Source organism: Mitsuaria sp. MSU3D, from assembly GCF_056867975.1.
Genome location: NZ_CP200314.1, coordinates 2,408,781 through 2,430,849 on the forward strand (window position 1 = coordinate 2,408,781; position 22,069 = coordinate 2,430,849).

At 67.7% G+C, this 22,069-nt stretch carries 21 protein-coding genes; 17 read left to right on the forward strand and 4 right to left on the reverse strand.

Annotation, left to right across the window (positions count from 1 at the left end):
- Nucleotides 1-200 precede the first annotated feature (200 nt).
- A complete protein-coding gene (locus AC1VNM_RS10490; RefSeq protein WP_483106885.1) occupies nucleotides 201-1,319 on the forward strand; it encodes an ABC transporter substrate-binding protein in 1,119 nt (372 codons plus the stop codon).
- Nucleotides 1,320-1,484: 165 nt separating this feature from the next.
- On the opposite strand, the gene AC1VNM_RS10495 is transcribed toward AC1VNM_RS10490, so the two are convergent.
- A complete protein-coding gene (locus tag AC1VNM_RS10495; protein WP_483106886.1) occupies nucleotides 1,485-1,721 on the reverse strand; it encodes a hypothetical protein in 237 nt (78 codons plus the stop codon).
- A 157-nt stretch (nucleotides 1,722-1,878) separates the two neighbouring features.
- On the opposite strand from AC1VNM_RS10495, the gene AC1VNM_RS10500 reads away from it, so the two are divergent.
- The 5 genes from AC1VNM_RS10500 (at nucleotide 1,879) to AC1VNM_RS10520 (ending at nucleotide 8,160) form a co-directional block, all read left to right on the forward strand.
- Nucleotides 1,879-3,288, forward strand: coding sequence for an aminotransferase-like domain-containing protein (locus AC1VNM_RS10500; RefSeq protein WP_483106887.1), 1,410 nt, complete (start codon nucleotides 1,879-1,881; stop codon nucleotides 3,286-3,288).
- Nucleotides 3,289-3,349: 61 nt separating this feature from the next.
- Nucleotides 3,350-4,366, forward strand: a complete 1,017-nt coding sequence (gene truD / locus AC1VNM_RS10505) for a tRNA pseudouridine(13) synthase TruD (protein ID WP_483106888.1) — start codon at nucleotides 3,350-3,352, stop codon at nucleotides 4,364-4,366.
- 205 nt (nucleotides 4,367-4,571) lie between these two features.
- Nucleotides 4,572-6,440: a carbohydrate-binding module family 20 domain-containing protein gene (locus tag AC1VNM_RS10510; protein ID WP_483106889.1), complete on the forward strand. Its 1,869-nt coding sequence runs from the start codon at nucleotides 4,572-4,574 to the stop codon at nucleotides 6,438-6,440.
- 32 nt (nucleotides 6,441-6,472) lie between these two features.
- Complete coding sequence (locus tag AC1VNM_RS10515; protein WP_483106890.1) at nucleotides 6,473-7,462, forward strand: DUF3616 domain-containing protein; 990 nt, start codon at nucleotides 6,473-6,475, stop codon at nucleotides 7,460-7,462.
- An 83-nt stretch (nucleotides 7,463-7,545) separates the two neighbouring features.
- On the forward strand, nucleotides 7,546-8,160 hold the full coding sequence (locus tag AC1VNM_RS10520) for an immunity protein Imm33 domain-containing protein (protein ID WP_377154138.1): 615 nt from the start codon (nucleotides 7,546-7,548) through the stop codon (nucleotides 8,158-8,160).
- Nucleotides 8,161-8,216: 56 nt separating this feature from the next.
- Here AC1VNM_RS10520 and AC1VNM_RS10525 read toward each other — a convergent pair whose 3' ends face one another.
- A complete protein-coding gene (locus AC1VNM_RS10525) occupies nucleotides 8,217-8,600 on the reverse strand; it encodes a hypothetical protein (RefSeq protein ID WP_431104151.1) in 384 nt (127 codons plus the stop codon).
- Between the two features lie 586 nt (nucleotides 8,601-9,186).
- On the opposite strand from AC1VNM_RS10525, the gene AC1VNM_RS10530 reads away from it, so the two are divergent.
- Nucleotides 9,187-9,747 carry a Panacea domain-containing protein gene (locus tag AC1VNM_RS10530; protein ID WP_483106891.1) on the forward strand — a complete coding sequence of 187 codons (561 nt, stop codon included), beginning with the start codon at nucleotides 9,187-9,189 and terminating at the stop codon, nucleotides 9,745-9,747.
- Nucleotides 9,748-10,164, forward strand: a complete 417-nt coding sequence (locus AC1VNM_RS10535; protein ID WP_483106892.1) for a hypothetical protein — start codon at nucleotides 9,748-9,750, stop codon at nucleotides 10,162-10,164.
- Nucleotides 10,165-10,836: 672 nt separating this feature from the next.
- Here AC1VNM_RS10535 and AC1VNM_RS10540 read toward each other — a convergent pair.
- The gene (locus tag AC1VNM_RS10540) at nucleotides 10,837-12,036 is read right to left on the reverse strand and encodes a DUF3667 domain-containing protein (protein WP_483106893.1); all 1,200 of its coding nucleotides are present in this window, start codon (nucleotides 12,034-12,036) and stop codon (nucleotides 10,837-10,839) included.
- Between the two features lie 238 nt (nucleotides 12,037-12,274).
- On the opposite strand from AC1VNM_RS10540, the gene AC1VNM_RS10545 reads away from it, so the two are divergent.
- Complete coding sequence (locus AC1VNM_RS10545; protein WP_483106894.1) at nucleotides 12,275-13,000, forward strand: hypothetical protein; 726 nt, start codon at nucleotides 12,275-12,277, stop codon at nucleotides 12,998-13,000.
- 13 nt (nucleotides 13,001-13,013) lie between these two features.
- Nucleotides 13,014-13,514 carry a hypothetical protein gene (locus AC1VNM_RS10550; RefSeq protein WP_377154125.1) on the forward strand — a complete coding sequence of 167 codons (501 nt, stop codon included), beginning with the start codon at nucleotides 13,014-13,016 and terminating at the stop codon, nucleotides 13,512-13,514.
- 115 nt (nucleotides 13,515-13,629) lie between these two features.
- On the opposite strand, the gene AC1VNM_RS10555 is transcribed toward AC1VNM_RS10550, so the two are convergent.
- Nucleotides 13,630-14,379: a TetR/AcrR family transcriptional regulator gene (locus tag AC1VNM_RS10555; protein ID WP_483106895.1), complete on the reverse strand. Its 750-nt coding sequence runs from the start codon at nucleotides 14,377-14,379 to the stop codon at nucleotides 13,630-13,632.
- A 108-nt stretch (nucleotides 14,380-14,487) separates the two neighbouring features.
- On the opposite strand from AC1VNM_RS10555, the gene AC1VNM_RS10560 reads away from it, so the two are divergent.
- From AC1VNM_RS10560 to AC1VNM_RS10590, 7 genes are all read left to right on the forward strand, one after another.
- Nucleotides 14,488-15,672: an MFS transporter gene (locus AC1VNM_RS10560; protein WP_483106896.1), complete on the forward strand. Its 1,185-nt coding sequence runs from the start codon at nucleotides 14,488-14,490 to the stop codon at nucleotides 15,670-15,672.
- A 376-nt stretch (nucleotides 15,673-16,048) separates the two neighbouring features.
- Complete coding sequence (locus AC1VNM_RS10565) at nucleotides 16,049-16,456, forward strand: DUF2147 domain-containing protein (RefSeq protein WP_483106897.1); 408 nt, start codon at nucleotides 16,049-16,051, stop codon at nucleotides 16,454-16,456.
- A gap of 23 nt (nucleotides 16,457-16,479) precedes the next feature.
- Nucleotides 16,480-17,364, forward strand: coding sequence for a TorF family putative porin (locus tag AC1VNM_RS10570; RefSeq protein WP_483106898.1), 885 nt, complete (start codon nucleotides 16,480-16,482; stop codon nucleotides 17,362-17,364).
- On the forward strand, nucleotides 17,364-19,031 hold the full coding sequence (locus AC1VNM_RS10575; RefSeq protein WP_483106899.1) for a xylulokinase: 1,668 nt from the start codon (nucleotides 17,364-17,366) through the stop codon (nucleotides 19,029-19,031). The genes AC1VNM_RS10570 and AC1VNM_RS10575 overlap by 1 nt, the downstream gene beginning before the upstream one ends.
- Nucleotides 19,028-19,738, forward strand: a complete 711-nt coding sequence (locus tag AC1VNM_RS10580; protein WP_483106900.1) for a class II aldolase/adducin family protein — start codon at nucleotides 19,028-19,030, stop codon at nucleotides 19,736-19,738. The genes AC1VNM_RS10575 and AC1VNM_RS10580 overlap by 4 nt, the downstream gene beginning before the upstream one ends.
- On the forward strand, nucleotides 19,738-21,291 hold the full coding sequence (locus AC1VNM_RS10585; RefSeq protein WP_483106901.1) for an aspartate aminotransferase family protein: 1,554 nt from the start codon (nucleotides 19,738-19,740) through the stop codon (nucleotides 21,289-21,291). Before AC1VNM_RS10580 ends, AC1VNM_RS10585 begins: the two co-directional genes overlap by 1 nt.
- Nucleotides 21,288-21,929, forward strand: a complete 642-nt coding sequence (locus AC1VNM_RS10590) for a class II aldolase/adducin head domain-containing protein (RefSeq protein ID WP_483106902.1) — start codon at nucleotides 21,288-21,290, stop codon at nucleotides 21,927-21,929. Before AC1VNM_RS10585 ends, AC1VNM_RS10590 begins: the two co-directional genes overlap by 4 nt.
- Nucleotides 21,930-22,069: the final 140 nt, after the last annotated feature.

Below are 22,069 nucleotides of genomic sequence, written 5' to 3' on the forward strand. Positions count from 1 at the left end.
AGACCACCCGTTGTCGCCGGTGGTCGCCCGCCGGCGGCGCGTCAATACCCCGCCCGAGGGGACATGTTTCAAGATGAAGCGGATGTGACGTTGTCCACACCTGAACGGGAAAATCCGGGGTTGCGGTTATTGCATAGCGAATCCGTCAACGCCGTCACCGAAGATCCTGGCCTTTCCAAAAGCGCCAGGAAGTCAGCCCCATGAACCGCCGCCACCTGCTTCAGAACTTCGCCGCCCTCGCCGGCGCCGGCAGCCTGCCTGCCTTCGCCGACAACTCGCGCATCGTGCTGGGCCAGTCCGCGCCCTTCAGCGGCCCGGCGAAGGAACTGGGCGAGCAGTTCAAGGAAGGTGCGATGCTGGTCTTCGACCAGGTCAACCAGCGCGGCGGCGTGAACGGCAAGCGCATCGAGCTGCGCAGCATGGACGACGGCTACGAGCCCGAGCGCTGCGCCGCCAACACGCGGCGCCTGATCGAGGACGGCGTCAACGCGCTGTTCGGCTACGTGGGCACGCCCACGACGCTGGCGGCGGTGCCGCTGCTGACGGCGGCCAAGATCCCGCTGGTGGCGCCGTTCACCGGCGCGGAGGCGTTGCGCACGCCGTTCAACCGCTTCCTGTTCCACATCCGCGCGTCCTACAACGACGAGGCGGCGGAGATCGTCAAGCAGCTGACCTCGGTGGGCATCACGCGCGTGGCGGTCTTCTACCAGAACGACGCCTACGGCCAAGCCGGTCTGGCGGCGGTGACCACGGCGCTCAAGCAGCACAACCTGGCCCCGGTGTCGCAAGGCACGGTGGAGCGCAACTCCGTGGACGTGGCCGCGTCGCTGACGGCGGTGATGGCGGGCAAGCCCGAGTGCATCGTGCAGGTGGCGGCCTACAAGTCCTGCGCGGCCTTCATCCGGGGCGCGCGCAAGGCCGGCTTCCTGGGCAACTTCTACAACTTCTCGTTCGTCGGCGCGCAGGCGCTGGCGTCGGAGCTGGGCAAGGACGCGCGCGGCGTCGTGGTGTCACAGGTCGTGCCCTTCCCGTTCTCGGGCCTGACGCCGATCGCCGGCGAATACCTGCAACGCGCCAAGGCCGCGAAGGTGGACGTGAGCTACACCGGCATGGAAGGCTTCGTCGCCGCCAAGACGATGGTGGAAGGCCTCAAGCGCGCCGGGAACGACCCGACGCCGGCCAACATCATCACCGGCCTGGAAGCGCAGAGCCAGCTCGACCTGGGCGGGTTCTTCATCAGCTTCTCGGGACAACGCCACGCCGGATCGCGGTATGTGGACATGACCATCCTCACCGAGGATGGCAAGGTCCGGCGCTGACGGGAACGGCATCGTCAAGTTCGGTCGCGGGAGCGGCCAGACCCGGACGACTTCCGGGCGTGCGCAGCATCGACCCGATCCCCGGGTCGCCTTCTGCACGGCAACGAGCGCGACAGCAGCGTGATCGGCATCCCGGTCGTTCGCGCTGACCATGCGTTCCCATCATCAGAAGCTCAAGTCCAGGCCGAGCATCGTGCCCAGGCTGAAGGTCAGGACCACCAGCCCGACGACCAACAGCACGAAGACAGCGGCCACGATGGCGCTCGTGCGCAGCACCGCGCGCTGTTTCTCTGCCCCCTGCTCCTTTTTCGCCTTGTCGTAATGCCACTTGATGGCGAAAAACATGCCGATGCAGAGCACGCTGGCCTTGAAGGCGATGAAGACGGTGGGGACCCATTCCATGACCTCACTGTGCGCTCGGCGGCATGAAAAGTACAGATTCAGAATCCTTTAAAAATACCGGATCAGATGGGCATCCGGGAGAGAACTCACGGTGACCGGGATGTAGCCGATACAGTGCAGCCGTTCCGCGCAACGGGCCATATCAGCACCCCACCTCATGAAGCGCTACGAAGTCCTGGCCGATGACCTGGCGGCATCCATCGCCGCGGGGCAGCTGCGTCCCGGAGACCGCCTGCCCTCGGTCCGCCAAGCGAGCAAGGACCGCGGTGTCAGCCCCTCCACCGTCTTCGAGGCCTACTACCTGCTGGAGGCCCGCGGCCTGATCGAAGCGCGGCCGCGGTCCGGCTACTTCGTCAGCCAGGCGGCGATCCCGCACCCTGAGCCCCACGCGTCGGATCCGCTGGCCGAGGAGCGAAGCATCGAGGTGTCGGAGCTGGTGTTCCAGGTGCTCGGGCTGTCGCGCAACCGGGCCGTGGTGCCGCTGGGCTCGGCGTTTCCGAGCCCGACCCTGTTCCCCCTCGACAAGCTGGCCCTGGCGCTTGGCAAGGCCGCGCGCGGGCTGGACCCGTGGCGCACGGTCGAGGACCTGTCGCCGGGCAGCGCCGAACTGCGGCGCCAGATCGGCCTGCGCTATCTGGGCGCGGGGTGCAAGGTCGACGCGGACGAGATCGTCGTGACCAACGGCGCGATGGAGGCCCTGAATCTGTGCCTGGAGGCGGTCACGAAGCCGGGAGACCTGGTCGCCATCGAGTCGCCGACCTTCTATGGCGCCTTGCAGGCGCTGGAGCGCCGCGGGCTCAAGGCGGTCGAAGTCGCCACCCATGCGCGCACCGGCGTCGACGTGGCGGCGCTGGCGGCCGTCCTCGATCGCCATCCCGTCAAGGCGTGCTGGCTGATGCCGAATTTCCAGAACCCGTTGGGCAGCCTGATGCCCGATGCCGCCAAGGCGGCGCTGGTGGCGCTGCTCGCCGAGCGCGAGATTCCCCTCATCGAGGATGACGTCTACGGCGAGTTGTATTTCGGATCACGCCCCAGGCCCGCCAAGGGCTGGGACAAGGCCGGCCTGGTGCTGCACTGCAGTTCATTCTCGAAGTCGCTGGCGCCCGGATTCCGCGTCGGCTGGGCGGCCGCGGGCCGGTTCGCCCGGGACGTCAGCCGTCGCAAGCTCATGAGTTCATTGGCCACGCCTGTGCCGATGCAGGAGGGCTTGAGCGAGTACCTCAGTCGGGGCGGCTACGACCGGCACCTGCGGCAGCTCCGGCAAGCGCTCGTCACGAACCGTCAAGCCATGCTGAGGACCATCGCCAAGTGCTTTCCTCCAGGCACCCGCGTCACGCAACCAGAGGGCGGCTACTGCGTCTGGGTCGAGTTGCCCGCCGAGATCGACGCGCTGGAACTGCACAGGGTTGCCCTGTCTCATGACATCAGCATCGCGCCGGGGCATCTGTTCTCGGCCGATCACCGTTTCACGCACCACCTGAGGCTCAACTTCGGGCATCCCGACAACGCGCAGGTCGAGGGCGCGCTGAGGACCTTGGGTCAGATTGCCAAGGCGCTCGTGCGCTAGCGCTTCACCTGTCGGACGAGGACGTTCGACAGGCATGCGTGCCGGGAGAGAATCCCGGCCCATGACCGACGCCCAATACACGACCCTGCCGCAGTGGCCCAACGCCTACCCGGCCAGCGGCGCCAGCGCCACGCTGAAGCTCCACAACGAGGACTTCATCGTGACCGAACTGCCGCTGCAACTGCCCTCCGGCGAGGGCGAGCACATCTGGCTGGACATCGAGAAGAACGGTGCCAACACCGCCTTCATCGCCCTGCAACTGGCCGATGCCACCGGCGTGCAGGAAAGGGACGTGGGTTATGCCGGCCTCAAGGACCGCTACGCCATCACCCGTCAGTGGTTCAGCATCTACCTGCCGAAGGGCGAGACGCCAGACCTGACCCTGCTTCAGCACCCGGAATTCAAGGTGCTGAGCCAGACCCGCCACGTGAAGAAGCTGCGCCCGGGCGATTTGCAGGGCAACCGCTTCCGCATCGTGCTGCGTGACGTGACCGGCGACCGCGACGCCATCGAGACCAATCTCAAGTCCGTGGCGGCGCATGGCGTGCCCAACTACTTCGGCGCTCAGCGTTTCGGCCACGACGGCGGCAACGTCGAGCAGGGCCGGGCCATGCTGGCGCGCGAGATCCGCGTGCGCAACCCGAAGAAGAAAGGCATCTACCTGTCGGCGGTGCGCTCCTTCGTCTTCAATGAAGTGCTGGCGCTGCGCATCCGGCAGGGACTCTGGGGCAAGACCCTGCCCGGCGATGTGATGGACGAGGCGGGCCGGCCCACCGGACCGCTCTGGGGACGCGGCCGCGTGACGACGACCGATGAGGCGCAAGCCCTGGAGAACGGCGTAGCTGAACCTCACGCCACCCTGTGCGACGGCATGGAACACGCGGGTCTGGATCAGGAGCGCCGCTCCCTGGTGGCGAGCCCGGTGGACATGACATGGGAATGGCCGCAAGCCGATCAACTGGTGCTCACGTTCTCCTTGCCCGCGGGGAACTACGCCACGTCCGTCCTGAACGAAATCCTCCGGACCACGGAGCCTGAGCGGCATATGGAGCACGAGCCTGCGGCTGCCGTTGAGTAGCGAAACTACGGGCAGAAACAACTCATCAGTCTCTTTACCAGGGGCAAACGGCGCGACTTAGTAGTTTTCCTACGGAATTCTGGCAAGAGCGTGTCTAAAGTCGAGCCACTTTCCGACCTCGGGAAGCCGGCCATGGCATGCAGTCGAATGGCCTGAACCAGCCGCCCCGCGACGAGGGCGGCGGCCTATCAATACCGGAGACAACATGCCCCAGCTGCCCTTCTCGAGCCGCAGGCTCGCCCACGCCTTGACAGCCGCCGCCAGCGTCGCGCTTGCCGCGTTCGCCAGCCCCGCGCAGGCGCTCAACCCGAACGCCACGTCGGTGCAGATGTTCGAATGGGCCTGGCCTGACATCGCCACCGAATGCACGCAATGGCTGGGCCCCAAGGGGTTCGGCGGCGTGCAGATCTCGCCGCCGGGCGCGTCCAAGAACGCCAACGGCTGGTGGGGCGTGTACCAGCCCGTCAACTACGCCAACCTCACCAGCCGCATGGGCACGCCCGCGCAGCTGCAGAGCATGATCAGCGCCTGCCACGCGGCCGGCGTGCGCGTCTATGCCGACATCGTCGTCAACCAGATGGCCGATGGCAGCGGCACGGCCACCGACGGATCGACCTGGAACGCCGCGACGTTGAGCTACCCCTTCTTCAGCGCCAGCGACTTCCACGCCAACTGCAGCATCAACGACGCCGACTACAACTCGCCGGCCGGCCGCAGCAACGTGCAGAACTGCCGCCTCGGCGGCCTGCCCGACCTGGCGACCGAAAGCAGCTACGTGCAGGGCCAGATCGCCAACTACCTGAAGGCCCTGCTGGCGCTGGGCATCGACGGCTTCCGCATCGACGCGGCCAAGCACATGCCGGCCGGTGCCTGGACGTCCATCATGAGCGCCGTGAAGGCGACCTACCCCACGACGCTGCAGGGCGAGAACATCTGGGTCACGCAGGAGATCATCAACGACGGCGAAGTGGACCGGCCCAGCTACTTCCCCATCGGCACGATCAACGAGTTCCAGTTCCCGTACGCGATGCGCGACGTGTTCCGGAGCAACAACGGCAACACCCTGTCCAGCATCCCGAGCATCATGGGCACGTGGGGCAACTGGGGCGGCAGCTGGGGCTTCATCCAGCCGCAGAACGCCACGGTCTTCATCACCAACTGGGACACCGAGCGCAACGGCAGTTCACTGAACATCAACAACGCCGCCAGCAACGACGCCGCCAACCAGCGCTACACGCTGGCCAACATCTTCATGCTGGCGCAGGGCTATGCCGAGGCGCAGCTGTACTCCGGCTTCAAGTTCAGCAACACCGACGCCGACCGCCCCACGACCAGCCCCTACAGCGGCGGCGTGCCGCAGATCAACGTGGTGTGGGACTTCGCCCACCGCTGGACGCCGCTGGCCAACATGGTGGGCTTCCGCAATGCCAGCATCGGGCAGGCACAGCAGAACTGGATCGTCGGCGACAACGGCAACCAGGTCGCCTTCAGCCGCGGCAACGTCGGCTTCGTCGCGCTGAACAACAGCGGCAGCGCCTGGACCCGAGGCTTCGCCACCGGCCTGCCCGCCGGCACGTATTGCAACGTCATCAACGGCACCAGGAACGCCGCCGGCACCGGCTGCACGGCCGACTCGGTGACCGTGGACGGCAGCGGCAACGCCAGCTTCACGGTGCCGGCCAACAACAGCGGCAGCACGCCCGCGGTGGCGATCTACACGGGCCAGAAGATCAGCGGTGGTGGTGGCACCGGCAACTGCGCCGTGACCTTCACCATCGCCAACGCCAACACGGTGGTCGGCCAGAACCTGCGCGTGGTGGGCAACGTGACCGGCCTGGGCGCCTGGGCGCCGGGCTCGGGTTTCGCGCTGACCATCCAGGGCTCGGGCGCCAACGTGCCATGGACGGGGACCGTCAACGTGCCCGCCGGCACGGCGATCCAATACAAGTACGTGAAGTGGAACGGCTCGACCGCCGTCTGGGAAAGCAACCAGACCACCAGCAGCGGCAACCGCGAGTTCACGAGCTGCGCGAGTGGCTCCCAGGCCCGTTCTGACGGAAACTTCAAGTTCTGAGTCCGCTCGAAGGCTCCAGACAGGGAGGTCCCATGGCAGCAGGAAGTCAACGGGCGCCATGGGCGCACTGGCCAGCCGCGGCGCTGGCGCTCGTTGCCCTCCATGGCAGCGCCCAACCAGCGGCGGGCACGTCCTACCGCGGCATGGCCGAGGCCTCGGCGGCGGTCATGCTTGACGAGCGTCACTTCGCAGTGGCCGAGGACGAGTGCAACACCTTGCTCGTCTATGCGCGCGGCCAGTCCCAGCCGATCGGCTCCGGACTCGACCTTGCCGAGTTCCTGAAGACCGGGGACAAGGCCTCCGACATCGAGGGCGGAGCCATCATCGGCGACATCGTCTACTGGATCTCGTCGCACAGCCTGCCGAAGTCCGGCAAGCCTCGCGACTGGCGCAAGCAGTTCTTCGCCACCCGGGTCGCCAAGGTCGACGGCACACCGTCCCTGGTCGCGCACCTGCACCCGTACACCGGCCTGCTCGACGCCATGATCCGGTCTCCCGAGTTGAGCGAGCTTCAACTCGCCGCCGCAGCGAAGGAACTGCCCGAACAGCCCGGCGGCCTCAACATCGAAGGGCTCGCGACCTGGAAGGGCGACGGCCTTCTGATCGGGTTCCGGAACCCGCTGGTCAAAGGGAAGGCGCCCCTCGTGCCGCTGAGGAACCCCGCTGAATTGATCAAGGGAGAGGGCATCCCGGCCAAGTTCGAGAGGCCCATTCTTGTCGACCTCGGTGGCCGAGGCATCCGCAGCATCGACAAGGTGGGCAACACCTACCTGATCGTCGGCGGGCCGGTCGCAGACACAGGCAGCTTCGCCCTGTTCCGCTGGTCAGGCGATCCCGGCAAGCGGCCCGAGAGGGTGCTCAAGTTGCCTGCAGGCTACTTCCCCGAGGCCCTCCTCCCGGTCCCTGGATCCAAGCAGGTCGACCTACTCAGCGATGACGGATCAAAGCAGCCCGAGGCCACCTGTGGTTCAACCGACAAGGCGAAGCAGCAGTTCCGCACGCTGCGCGTCGCGGTGCCGTAGCCAACGAGGCTGGGGCACCGCTGATCCTCTGCGCCGCAGCGCGATCACAATGGCTGCGTTGTCCGCTCTACCGTTCCTTTCCCATGCTCAACTGGCAGCTCGACGATCCCACCGAGACCGCGGCGGCGAACAGGTACACCTTCTACAAGCCGTCGCCGGAAGTCCTCGCCAAGGTCGCGGTCGGCGAGGTCGTGAAGCTGATCTTCCGAGGTCGTGGCGACGACGCTGACGACGTCCACGTCGAGCGCATGTGGGTCCTGGTCGACGCTGTCCACCCTGGCGCACGCTTCGATGGCCGCTTGGACAACGAGCCCCGCCACATCAGGGGTCTCCAGGCTGGCGATCCGGTGAGCTTCGAGGCGCGGCACATCATCAATACCGAGCACCGCGATCCCCACGACTTCACCGCCAGGTTCATCAAGCGCGCCTTCGTGACGAACCGGATTCTTCATGACGGCCAGGCGATCTGCTTCCTCTATCGAGAGTCACCGGACGAAGACCAGGACAGCGGCTGGCGGTTCACGGCCGGCGACGAGACGGACGAGTACATGGAGGACACCGGCAACATCGGCTACGTGTCCCTGGGCGCCGTGCTGTCGAGGGACGATTCGGTCCTTCACCTTCTGGACGAGCCGGCGGGTTCGGCGTTCAAGCGTGACGAGGCATCGGGGCTTTTCGTTCCGGATTCGCGAGGCTGAGCCTTTGACCCACGCGAGGTGAACTCCCCTCACCTCGCGGCCTCCGGAACTCGCTCTCAAGACGCGACCTTCCTCCGATCCTCATCCACCGCGCGCTCCACCACGCCGAGCATTCCCAGGCCCTCGCGCAGCGACTCCTTCACTGCGTTGGCCACGTGCTTGGCCGGATCGCCCTCCGCGCAGTTGTCGGCGAGCATGGACAGCATCGACGCGCCGCTCACCAGCAGTGCGCGCAGGTTGGCCAGCGCCGAGCCCATCGTCAGATCCGCGCGCAGGCAGATCGCATCGGAGCCGAGTCGCGGTCCGAAGATCTGCGGCTCGGTCATGCCCCAGTCGTGTTGCAGGTGGATCAGCGTCTGCTGATCGCAGCCCGCGAGCGGATGGCGCTGGCGCATCGGCTTGTCGGACTCGTCGATGCGTGCTTGTTGGAAACTTGCCATGTCGTCGTACCCCGGTCAATGTTGGACACCACCGGCTCCGACGTTGAAGGCGACATGCCTTCGGATCGACCGGAGAGGTGGGCGAGATGTTCAACTCACGGCGAAGGGACGTGCGGCCGTCCTCGCGGATAGGCCCATCTCGCCCATGACCAAATGATCAAGGGCCCGACGTCAGTCTCAGACCAGCGCCGGCTTCACGGTGGGTTGAAGCACCTGAGCCCATGCTCCGTCCAATCGGGACTTCGTTCTTTGATCCATATCAAAGACTTCCGGCGATCCATTCCTTAGAGGGAATGCGGGGGATGGGCTCCTACCTTTGAGGGTCAGGGCTTGTCAGGTCGGTCTAGACGACAGCGCAGCTCGTCTCGAGTTGACGTTCCCGCGTTGTCGACGATGTTGGAGTTGACAGCCTGTAAAGCGTAGGTTGCCCTTCGCCGCGGAAGCAGCCGTTCTTGGTTGCACGAGCCTCAGCGTTCTGTTCCGACGCGACCATCCGCCGTCGACGATCGTCGAGCATCCGCGTGCGGAGCGGGCTTGGAGGATAATCACAAGCTTGCGGCCGAATCGGCTCGCTCCAACCTGATCGATGATCGTCAACCACCAACGAGAGAAGCTTGCACAGGCCGTTGTGTTCTTTGGACACAACGTGCACAAGCTTGGGAAAGTAAAGCTGTTCAAGCTTCTCTACTTTCTCGACTTCGAGCATTTCCGCGACACCGGACGGTCGGTCACGGGTCTCGATTACTTCGCCTGGAAGATGGGGCCGGTACCGAAGTCGCTCTTCGAAGAGCTAGACGCGGGCGACGTGGTGTGGGACTCGACCGTTCGGTTCAAGAAAAAGGTCCTGGGCGGCGACAAGGGCTGGATGCTGACTGTGCAGCCTCTGGCGCCGTTCGACGCATCCTTGTTCTCGCGCCGGGAGCTGCGTTTGCTGACAAGGCTTGCCGAAGAGTTTCGAGACTCAGAGGCGGAAGACATGGTCGAGGCGACGCACCTTGAGAATTCGCCTTGGGACAAGGTCTGGGCCGGAGAGAAGCGCAAGCAGGGTCTCATCCCTTACGAGTACGCGCTGCGAGGGCAAGAAGCCGACCAAATGAAAGGTCTCGTTGCAGATCGCGATGAAATCCTTGGGATCCTGTCCAAGTAAATGAAACCGGGCACGATCTTGCTGCACAAGGATTTCGTCTTTGCGGACGGGACGACGGCAGACAAATATTTGATCATCCTCGGCTCTGAAGGCGGTGTCGCGATCGTCGCGAAAACCACGTCCAAGGGCGCGCGCTACAGAATCGATCATGGCTGCCAGGCCAGCAATCGCTTCGCAGCGTTTTTGCTCACCGTCGGATGCTGCTGCCTTCCCAAGAACACTTGGGTGTGCCTCGACGAGTTCTACGAGATCGCAGAAGCTGCCCTCCAAGCGAAGCTCGTTGCAGGTCACGTGTACAAGCATGGGGAGTTATCAACCGAATTGACCCGCGACCTTCAAGTATGTGCGGCGACGTGTGACGACATTTCCGTGGATCAAGAACGCGCTATCCGTGCATGCTTCGTCCAGGTGGCTTGAGCGAACGAGAGCCACTCTTGGCCTAAAGCGCGCCCTGCGCCCATGTCTAGCGCCCGTTGCGGCGATGTCGCACAGCTTGTTCAGTGGCAACTGAAGCGAGTATTCAGAGCCAGCCAAGCGCAGCAGCTTCGAGCCACCGACGTTCAACCGCGCGGCGCTATCTGCGGGCGCGGCGCGAATAGCCTTCCGACCGCTGGCGCAGCCCTGGAGAGTAGTTACCTGCCATCGTTGGCTGCGATCGCCACTAGGAATTGAGTGCGGTAGTAAGCCGCCCGCCCTTGCATCCCGACGGCCTCGGCTCCCCGCTCAAGGCCACGCCAGAAGGCTGCGTCGGGCCTCCTGACGGCGCCCACCTCGGCGAGCTCCGTCATCCACTCGAGCAACGCTTGCTCCGAGAGCATCTCCAACGTATGCGTGAGACTCACATGTCCGTCGGGGATATTAGGGGGAATGGGCACTCTCAGGTAGCCTGCCGCGGATCGCAGGTAAGTGTGCAGCGTCGAGAGACGCTTCATTTGCGCCACGTCGACACTCATTCAACCACCTCGATCGCGGTTCCCGGAGGACACAGGACTGCAGCGGTTTCGGCATCTTCTTCTCCATATTCGACGCAGACCAGCCTGATGAACAACTCCTTGGCGGATCCTGCCAAAGGCTCTATCCAAACGCCGCTCACATGCTCGCCAGCACGATCATCAGGCTGTAGATCAGGATCGATCCTCCGGCGATGAAGAGCAGCGCCACCGTGCGCCACGCCGCGGCGCCTATGCCGAGCGCGTAGGTGCCGCGCAGCTGCGCGAACATGTGCAGCGGCGGCACCACCGTCGCCAGCAGGACCGCCATGCCTGCGAACCCGAAATACCCGCAGATCGCCACAGCGCTCATCAGCAGCGCCATGGCCGACAACGAGTACAGCGAGAACACGGCGTGGTCGAACATGCCGAAGCGGCGTCGAGTCACCAGCAGCAGCCAGAGGAACGGCAGCGAGATCGGCATCAGCAGGAATGCGAACTTGGCCGCCGCGCCCTTGATCTTGTAGAGCGCGAGTTCCTTGTTCTCCAGCGCATGCTTGAGCTTGCGCTCGAAGACCGGCATCCCTGACGTGCCTTCGATCTGCAGCATCGGCCCTTGCGCCTGACTCAGCGCGCGGTCGATCCGGCCTTCGATGCCGGGCGCGGACAGCCACGGCAGATAACGCGCGAGCGAGGCTCGGACCTGCTGCGCGGCGGCACGCGCGGCCTCGGGATCCTTCGCGGCTTGCTGAGGGTCCAGGAACAGCTGCGCCTGCTCGATCCCGGCGACCTCCTCCCGTTGCTCGGCAATGGCCGACTCGACGCGGCGGCGCGACGCATCCCCCGTCGGCAATGCGGCCAGTTGCGCCTCCAGCTCACCCAGCTTTGCACGGCTGGTTTCCAGCGTCTGGTTCAGCTTGCCGAGCTGATCCGGATTCAGGCTTCCCCCCACCGTCACGGTCGGGCTGGTCAGCGAGAACACGAGGAACATCAGGAAGAGCAGGAACAGCAGCAGCGCCAGCGGCGAGACGTATCGGACGCGTCGGCCGTCGATGTACTCCCGGGTCAGCTTGCCCGGCCTCAGCAGCAGCATCGGCACGGTCCGCCAGGCCTTGGTCTCGAAATGCAGCAGGCCGTGCAGCAGCTCCTCCGCCAGGTGCGCGAGCGAGCGGTGGACGTGGGCGGCCTGGCCGCAGCGGTGGCAGAACGCGCCTTGCAGCGGCGCGGTGCAGTTGGCGCAGGCCCCGTGCGCATGCCTGGAGGCATCGGCCTCGGCCCCGGCGCCGCTGCCGCCAGCGATCTCCTGGGCAACGGCGGCTCCCACCAGCATCTCGCCGGCCGCCTCGACTTGGATACTCATGACTCCCTACCCCGACGAGCGCCGCGACGCGCGGCTACGGCGCGGAGTATCTCCTCCGCTCCCCGTCCCGAATGGTCGGCAAAACCCGCCGTCGACGCCCCCCAACGCCCTGGCCGCCGCCGTTGCCCGGCGGGCCGCGTCGCGACTAGCCAAGAGTCATTTGCGCCTACCCCGCCGAGCGGGCAACATGGGCCGCTCGCCGCCGGACTTCTCCGCGGCGCCCTGCAGGGAGCTTCACATGGCACGTGCCGTCGTTCCTGGTCCGATCGGGTTGGACGTCGCTCGACTGATGTCCGATCCGGGCACGAAGTGGATTGGCGACTCGCCCCGCCCCGGGCCGATCGGCCTGGACGCGTCCGCGGGCGACAACTGGCTGCTCGTGGCCGCGGACTTCACGCCACCGGCCAACGCCCCGTACGTGCCCGCGCCACAGAGACCCATCGCCACGCCCGATGGCGCCGCCCGCGGGCTCACCACCGGCGAGATCGCGATGGCGCGCCTGCTCTTCAAGGACGCGCTCGACTACACGACCATCAAGGTCCACAAGGACGAGTACCTGCCCTTCGGCCTGCAGCCCGACGACACCGCCATGACGCCCAATGGCGAGATGTACTTCAACAAGAGCTACTTCAAGGAAGACTTCTCCCAGGGCGAAGACGGCGACAAGCACTGGTTCATGCACGAGATGGTCCACGTGTGGCAACACCAGCTCGGCTATTGGGTGCGCCTGCGCGGCGCGATCCGCATCGGCCTGTCCTACCAGTACGAGTTGAAGTCCGGGCAGAGCCTGGGCGACTACAACATGGAAGCCCAGGGCGACCTGCTCGCCGACTACTTCGCGCTCAAGCACCTGGGTTCGTCAGATGCCATGAGCCAGAAGCAATACGCCAAGAGCCTGCCCCTTTTCGAAGAGGTGCTCCAGACCTTCATCGCCAATCCCGCCGACAAGGCCAACCTGCCCTGAGCCCATGACGTCCATGAAGTCGATGAAACCGCTGAAGCCGCTTCTGCTGCTCGCGCTGTCCGCCTGGATCTGCTCGGCCTGCGCCACGTCCCGCCGCGGTGAGGCCGAGGTCCGGATGGAAGGCGGAAAGCCCTGCTTCACCCTCACGGCCAAGGAAGCGAAGCGCGATCCCGGCGTGAGACTGCAGACGGTGGTCGTCTCCGATGCCTCTTCCAAGCCGGTGGCCAAGGTGTGGTCGTTGAGCGTGGATCCTGCGCAGGGCGCACCGATGTCGAACGCCAGTTGCATCGCCTATGGCCAGGTGCCGCCCGGCGCGGAGACCAACACGCCGCCGGCCCCGTTGCAGCCCGACCGCGTCTATCTGGTCTATCTGAACGGCCGCCCGTCGGATCCGTCCGATCCGACGCATGGCTACGGCACCAAGTTCTGCCTCGCCGCCGACGGCGCGCAAGGCCAGCGGCTCGTCCCGCTGAAACCCGGCTCCCGCGAGTGGATCGACGAGGTTTGCCGCTGAGGCTTCGGAGAGCAGCTTCGCTGCATGACTGCCGAGAGCCCGCGCGCTGAGCGCGCCCCTCACCCCGACCCTCTCCCGCAAGCGGGAGAGGGAGCAAGAGGCGCAGCTTGAGTTCTCAGCGCATCACCTTCGCCAGGTGACTCGCCATCATCCCCGCCGCGATGCGCGCGACTTCCTTGGGCTTCAGGCTCTCGTCGAAGAGCATCTCCACCGTCGCGTAGATCAGCTCCACGACGATGCGGCTCGCGAGCTTGAGTTCCGCGCGCTTCGCCCCCGGCAAGGCCTTCACCAGCAACCGCGTCTGCGCCTCGGTCACCGCCGCGTGCGACGTCAGCCGCACCTCCTGCAGCGCGGGCACGGCCCGCATCGCCCGCATGATCCACACGCCCGCCGGGGTGTCGCGCGTCGCCGCGTAGGTGTCGAGCAGCAGCCCCTCCAGCGCCTCTTCCAGCGCCGGCACGCCGCGCTGGACCACCTCCACCGACATCCACTTCGCCACGCATTCGTTCTGGCGCTGCATCAGGCGCTGCCCGAGCTCGAACAGCAGCGCGTACTTGTTCGGGAAGTATCGGTACAGCGCCGGCGGCGACAGCCCCGCCCGCATGCAGACCAGGTTCGTGGAGAGCCGCTCCACCCCCACCTCGATCAAGGTCTGCGCCGCCGCCTCCAGGATGCGCTCGTAGGTCTCCGTGGCGCGCTGCTGCGCGGGCAGCTTCTTGGCGGCCAGCGTCGGCGCCGTCACGGCATCCGGCGTGGACTCGGTGTCCGTCTCGGTGCCGGACCCGAGCGCGATCGCCGCCCCCATCGGGAGGGCTGAAGCCGGAGCAGGTTCGGAGGTCTTGCGGCGCGAAGCAGGCATGGGCATGGGCGGGTGTGGGCTCTGCGGGATTGTTCCAGGGTTGGCGAGCACCCCGGAACGATAGCCATGACTATAAGATCTCCAGCCATCTTCCAACGCATGGTTTGCGCCGAGATGAGCACACTCCCCTTCACGACTCCGGCCGCGGCTTCGACCAGCACCCGTGGCGCGCAGACGCTGGCGATCGTCGTCGGCTCGGTGGCGCTGCTGATGCTCGGCCTGCAGCCGCTGCTGCTGGGCGCGCTGCTGGAAGCCGGCCATGTCACCCTGGAGGGCGTCGGCCTCGTGGCCATGGGAGAGATCGTGGCCCTGGGCCTCGGCGTCCTGATCGGCGATCTGGCGCTGCCGGTGCGGTCGCTGCGCGTCATCACCGTCATCGCCGCGTTGTCCGCCGCGGCGCTGGATCTCGTGACCATGCGGGTCGCGGGCGATCTGGCGGTGGGACTGGTCCGCGCCGGCGCCGGTCTCACCGAAGGTCTCATGGTCTGGAGCACGACCGCCGTCATCGTCAGGGCCGCCGTGCCCGAGCGGCTGGCCGGGCTCTTCTTCGTCGTGCAGACGCTGGCGCAATCGCTGCTCGGCCTCGCGTTGGCGCATCTCGTGATTCCCTCGCACGGATGGCCGGGCGGCTTCGCGGTACTCGCCGGGCTCTGCGGTCTGGCCGCCCTGCTCGCCCTGCTGTTCGCGCGGCCGCTCGGCCCGCTCACGCCCACGGTCAGCCAGGTCGGCATCGGCATGACCTGGACGCGGCCACGCATCGGCACGCTGCTGGTCGTCTTCCTGCAGCTCGCCACGCTCGGCGCGCTGTGGGCCTATGCCGAGCCGCTCGGCACCCGCGCCGGCTTCTCCGCGCTGGCCGTCCAGACGCTCATCGCCGCGGGGCTCGGCATGCAGGTGGTCGGCGGCAGCGTCGGCACCTGGCTCGTGCGGCGCCTGCCGGTGCGGCCCGTGCTGCTGGGATGCGCCGTCGTGCTCGGGCTCTGCGCCCTCGGCATCGCGCGAACCGGGCCAGGCGGCACTGCTGTCTTCGCCGCGCTGTGCGGCCTGTTCACCTTCACCTGGCTGTTCATGCTGCCCTTCCAGATGGCGCTCGCTTTCCGCGTCGACGGCAGCGGACGCGTCGCGTCCCTGGTGCCCGCCGCCCAGCTCTTCGGCAGCGCGTTCGGGCCGCTGATGGCCTCGCTGGTCGTCACCGGCGACGAGGTCGCGCCGGTGCCCTTCGTGGCTGCCGGTTTCGCGACGCTGGCGATCCTGGCGCTGCCGCTGACGCGCGCGCCCGCCCGGCCTTTGGCGGATTGATCGAAAAGGCTTCAGCACTTCCACCGCCGCTGGCCCTCACCCCTGCCCTCTCCCGCAAGCGGGAGAGGGAGTCCGACCGGCTCGACTCGCGGCGCTGGCTCCTCTTGCCCCCTCTCCCGCTTGCGAGAGAGGGTGGGGGTGAGGGCCAGCAGCCTGCGCAGTCAGCAAGAAGGCTTCAGCTCTGCCACAGCGACCGACGACCGCAGTCCGCCAGGGTTTCTCCGCAAATCAAATTAGATAGTCATCGCTATACCATAGCCATCACTATCCAAATGACGCGAGGGCGAACCCCTCCGGAGAGGACGCGATGGCAGCTCGACCAGCCCTTTCTCGACGAAGCTTCCCTGGGATCCGGCCCTGGCCCGCCACGGGAATCGTGATCGCGACGCTGTGCGCCGCGCTGATCCCCGGCCTGTCGATGGCCGCCGGCCCGGACGACGCCAAGGGCCGATGGCTGAGCGCCGACGGCGGCGCGGTCATCGAGTTCAAGCCCTGCGACGACAAGCCGGCCGCGCTGTGCGGCCGCATCGTCTGGGACAAGGATGCGGGCAAGTCCAACGACACCTGCGGCATCCAGATCGCGCAGCTGGACCGCTACGAAAACGAGGCCTGGCGCGACGGCTGGGTCTACGACCCGCGCGACAAGAAGAAATACAAGGGCGCGCTGCGCGTGAAGAGCGGCGACCTCTACATCCGCGCCTACATCGGGACCGAGATCCTCGGCCAGACCGAGCAGATGAAGCGCGTGGCGGAGCTGCCCGGCTCGCCCGTCTGCAAATCCTGAACACCAGAACGAGGAGACCCGAGATGACCCGCACGACCTCCGCCTTCCTGCTCGCCGCCGCCGTCGGCGCGCTCTGCCCCTTGACCGCCCGCGCCGACGAGACCGGCACCGCCACGATGGGCGTCGAGACCGAAGTGAAGCTGCTCTCCGACCTGCGCAACCGCGGCGTGTCGGATTCCGGCCGCAAGCCGTCGCTGCAGCTGGGCGTGCAGCTCGCGCACGAGTCCGGGATCATCGGCCTCGCGCAGCTGTCCACGGTCAGCAAGAAGGCCTTCACCGACGGCGACGGCGTCAACCTGCTGCTCGGCACCGGCTACCGCTTCGGCGATCCGGACGGCTGGCACTTCGGCGTGGGCCTGGCCAAGGAGTTCTTCCCCGGCGCGAAGTTCGACGCGCCGCGCGGCATCGACATGGAAGCCGGCGTGCCGGTGGACTTCCGCCGCACCCGCTACGACACCGCCTACGCCGTGCTGGAGATCGGCTGGGGCAGGCTCGAAGGGCGCGTCCTCAACGTGCTCTCGCGCACCTACCGCGGCGCGGACACTGGCGGCGTCTGCGGCCAGATCCTCGTCGCCGCCGTCGATCCCACGCCGGCGCTCGAGTGTTATGCGCGCGGGGACCACAACTCGCGCGGCAGCCTGCTCTACGACCTCACCTACCGCCATCCGCTCACGCCCACCACCACGCTGAACCTGCACGCGGGCACGCAGAAGATCCGCCACTTCAAGGAGGCGGACTTCAGCGACTACTCGATCGGCATCACCCATCAGCGCTGGGGCCTCAACTTCACCGCCGAATGGGTCGCCACCAGCACGCATCGGCCCGAACTCTTCATGATCCCCGACGGCGACGGATGGAAGCGCCAGGACAACAACACGCTGGTCGTCTCCGTGTCGCGCAAGTTCTGATGACATCGTCGGTCCCTTCGTCCCCCTCGTTCACCTCGCCGAACTCGCCGCTCGTGCTGGCGGTGGACCTCGGCACCAGCGGCTGCAAATGCGCGCTGGTGAGCCTGGACGGCGAGGTGCTGGCCTGGGCCTTCCGTCCCGTTGCGCTGGTGGTCGACGGCGCGCGGGCCGAGCAGGATCCGGAAGCCTGGTGGCGGGCCTTGCTCGAGGCCGCCAGCGAAGTGCTCGCGCCCGACGCGGCGCGGCGGCGGCGCGTGACGGCGGTGTGCTGCTCCACGCAGACCGAGGTCACCGTCTGCCTGGGCCACGACGGCCGCGCGATCGGTCCGGCCTTCAGCTGGCTGGACGCGCGCGGCGCCGCCGCGATCAAGCGTCGCCTGCGCGGGCGCTGGCTCAACATCGAGGGCTACGCGCCGCACAAGCTCTGGCGCTGGCTGCGGCTCACCGGCGGCGCGCCGTCGCTCAGCGGGCGCGATGCCGCCGGCCACATGACTTTCATCCGCGATGAGATGCCCGCCGTCCACGACGCCACGCGCTGCTTCCTCAACGCGCTCGACTACCTGAACTACCGTCTCTGCGGGCGACTCTGCGCGACGCAGGATTCCATCCTCACCAGCTGGGTCACGGACAACCGCGATCCCTCGCGCATCCGCTACGACGACCGGCTGATCCGCGGCCTGGGACTCGACGCCGGCAAGCTGCCGCCGATCGTGCGGTCCACCGACGTGCTGGGCCCGCTGCTCCCCGACGTCGCCGCGGCGCTGGGACTCTCCGCGTCCACGCCGGTCGTGGCCGGCGCCGTCGACACCTCCGCCGTCGCGGTCGGCGCCGCGGTGTCGGACTTCGAGACCCACCTGTACCTGGGCACCTCGTCGTGGCTGGGCGCGCACGTGCCGGAGATGCGGACCGACGTCCGCCACAAGATCGCCGCGGTGCCCTGCGCGGTCGACGATCGCTATCTCGCGCTCGCGCTGCAGTCGACGGCCGGCGCCAACCTGTCCTTCCTGCGCGACCGCATCCTGTACCACCCCGACGAGCTGGCCTCCGACGAGGAACACCCCGCCGTCTACGAGCTGCTCGACAAGATCGCCGCGCGCGTGCCGCCGGGGTCGCGCGGGCTGATCTACACGCCGTGGCTCTTCGGCGAGCGCACGCCGGTCGACGATCCGTTGCTGCGGGCGGGATTGATCAACCTCTCGCTGGAACATTCGCGGGAGGACATCTTCCGCGCCTTCCTGGAGGGCGTCGCGCTGAACACGCGCTGGATGATGGAACCCTTCGCCCGGCTGCTGGGGCGCTCGCCCGGCACGATCGCGGCGGTGGGCGGCGGCGCGCAGAGCGACGTCTGGTGCCAGATCTTCGCGGACGTCACCGGCCAGCCGATCCGGCAGCTCGAGCATCCGATCCAGGCCAACGCGATCGGCGCGACCTTCCTCGCCGGCATCGGCACCGGCGCGCTGCGCTTCGGCGATCTGGCGACGCTGCGCCGCACGCGCCGCATCTATGAGCCGGCCACCGCGCTGAGCCGGCTCTACGGCGACAAGTTCGAAGCCTTCAAGGAAGTCCGCATGCGCCTGGCGCCGCTGTACCACCGGATCAACCGGGTCCCCGAGACGGACGCGGCGGCAGGCGTCAGGACCGCCCCGGCGACTGGAGCCGCGACATGAAGCACGAGGTCGAGCGCCGGCACGTGGTGGACCTCTGCCTGCGCCTGTCCGAGCGCGGCTACTTCGCCGGCACGGGCGGCAACCTGATGCTGCGCATCGATGACGAGCTCGTGGCCGTCACGCCGTCGGCCACGGACTACCTCGTCATGCGGCCCGAGGACGTCTGCGTGCTGCGGCTGTCGGACCTGGCCGTGGTCGACGATGCGCGCACGACCGCGCGCATCGACGCGAACACTGACGCGAACACCGATGCGGGGCGCAGCGCGCGCAAGCCCTCCGTCGAGACCGCCCTCCATGCCCGCGTGCTGCGCGCCAGACCGGACGTCGGCTGCAGCATCCACACGCACCAGCCGCTGGCGAGCGCCTGCGCGCTGATCGGCCAGCCGCTGGTCGTGCCGGAGGCGCTGCGGCGCTGGCTGGGCGCGGAGGTGCCGGTCGTCGGTTACGCGCCGTCCGGCACCGCCTGGCTGGCGGGCAAGCTCGCCAAGGCCGTCCGCCCAGACCGCCAGGCCTACCTGCTGCGCAACCATGGCATCCTGTGCTGCGCCGCGGACAGCGCCACCGCGCTCGAAGCCGTCGAGCGCCTCGAGACGCTCGCCCGCGACCTGCTGGCGGCGCGCATCGACGAACGCGTCCGCCGCGAGCCCGGCCTGCGGGCCAGGCTCGCCCCGGTGCGCGATCTGCTGCTTCATCTCAAGGGACCGTGATGTCTACGCTTGCCTCCGCCCCCACCCCCACCTCGCCCACCGCCGCCGGCATCGCTGTGCCCGCGCAAGGCGAGCGCCATGCCGCTTCGCCATCCGGCACCCTGCCGCCGAACGCACCCGCGGTTCCCGCCTGGCCGGACACGCACGCGCTCTACGAGCGCTTCGCGGCGCTCGTGAACCAGCCGATGCGGCCGATCCGGCCGGACGCGATGCCCAAGGTCCTGCGCTGGTTCGACGATCACTGCGCCGGGTCGAAGCGCCTGGCGGAGCAGGCCGCCACCGTGATCCCGGGCGGCGTGCAGCACAACCTCGCCTTCAACCATCCGTTCCCGCTGGCGATCACGCGCGCCGAGGGCGCGCACCTCACCGACATCGACGGCAACCGCTACATCGACTTCCTTCAGGCCGGCGGCCCGACGCTGCTCGGCAGCAATCCGCCGGCGGTGCGCGCGGCGGTGCACGCGCTGCTCGACGACTGCGGTCCGGTCACCGGCCTGCTGCACGAGTACGAGGTCAAGCTGGCCGAGCTCGTCTGCCGCCACATGCCCGGCGTGGAGATGCTGCGCATGCTGGGCTCCGGCACCGAGGCGGTGATGGGCGCAGTGCGGCTGGCCCGCACCTTCACCCGGCGTCAGCGCGTCATCAAGATCGGCGGCGCGTATCACGGCTGGAGCGACCAGCTCGTCTACGGCATGCGGCTGCCGAAGACGGGCCGCATGGAAGCGATCGGCATCCCGCGCGGCGCCACGGCGCACACGCAGGAGTGCCTGCCCAACGATCCCGAGGCGCTGCGCCGGCTGCTGCGCTGGAACCGCCTGCGCGGCGGCACGGCGGCGGTGCTTCTGGAGCCGTTCGGGCCGGAGAGCGGCACGCGGCCCGTGCACCGCGAGTTCAATGCGCAGGTCCGCGCGCTCTGCGACGAGTTCGGGGCGCTGCTGATCTTCGACGAGGTGGTGACCGGCTTCCGCGCCGGCATGGGCGGCGCGCAGGCCTACTTCGGCGTGACGCCCGACCTGACGGTGCTGGGCAAGTGCCTGACCGGCGGCTACCCGATGGCGGGCGCGATCGGGGGGAAGCGGGAGATCATGATGTCGCTCGTCGGCGGGATCGGGACGACCTCGCGGCGCGCCTTCGTCGGCGGGACCTTGTCGGCGAATCCGCTCAGCTGCGTGGCGGGCTATCACTCGCTCCTGGAGGTGGAGCGCACCAACGCGCCGGCCGTGGCCGGTCGGGCCGGCGAGCGCCTGCGCATGGGACTGGAGGAGATCATCCAGCGGCGCGGTCTGCCGTATGTGGCCTACAACCTCGGCTCCATCGTGCATCTGCAGACCTCGGGCGTGCTGCTGCTCGACACGAGCAGCCTGTGGAAGCTCATCAAGGTCAAGGACGAGGCCAAGCGTCGCAAGCACATGATGGAGGAGATGGGTGCGGCGTTCACCGCGCACGGCTTGATCTCGGTCGCGGGCAGCCGTCTCTACACGAGCCTGGCCGACACCGACGAGGTCATCGACGACGCGCTGAACCGCTTCGACGACGTGATGGCGCTGGTATGAGCGACGACGCGCTCCGCGATGCGTGGCTCAGCCTCCGGCAGCGGCTGCTGGCGCGCGGACTCATGCCGGACGCCGCGGACAGTCTCTCGCTGCGCGATCCCGCGAACGGCCAGTTGGGATGGGGAACGGCCACGGACGCCTCGATGCGGACGATGCCGCTCGCGCCGGCCGAGGGCCGCGGCACGGGCGCGCCGGCGCTTCATCGAACGGTCTACGCCGCTCGGCCCGACGTCTGCGCGGTGCTCGTCGGCGGAGGCCCGTTCTGCCGGCAGATGGCGGCCTTCGGCGGATGGATGCCGCCGGTCTTCGACGAACAGATCCGACAGCTCGGCCACATGGCGCGGCCCACCGACGACCTGTCGCAACTGCCGGCCGCGCTGGCCGATGGCGGCAATGTGGCGCTGCACGCGGGTCAGGTCTTGCTGCTGGGGATGACGCCATCGCGGCTCGCGCTCAACGCGGAGCTCTTCGAGAAATGCGCGAAGGCCTGGATCCCGGCGACGGCCAGCGGCGCCAAGCTGCGCACGCTGCCGTGGCTGGTGCGGCACGTCGCGAACGGCCGCCTGATGAAGGAAGAGGCCCTGGCTCGCGATCAGGTGCGGCGAGGGAAACCGCCGGTGGAGACTAGCGGCTACTGACCTTCCCCAGGATCGTCACGACTGCGCCCTCCGGATGACGATGTCGAGGCGCGCTCTGTGCGCCGGTCGCTCCGTCGCGCCGCTCCGTGCGGGCAACGCTCAAAGCCAAACGCTTGCGGCGGGTTTCCACGGACGCGAGG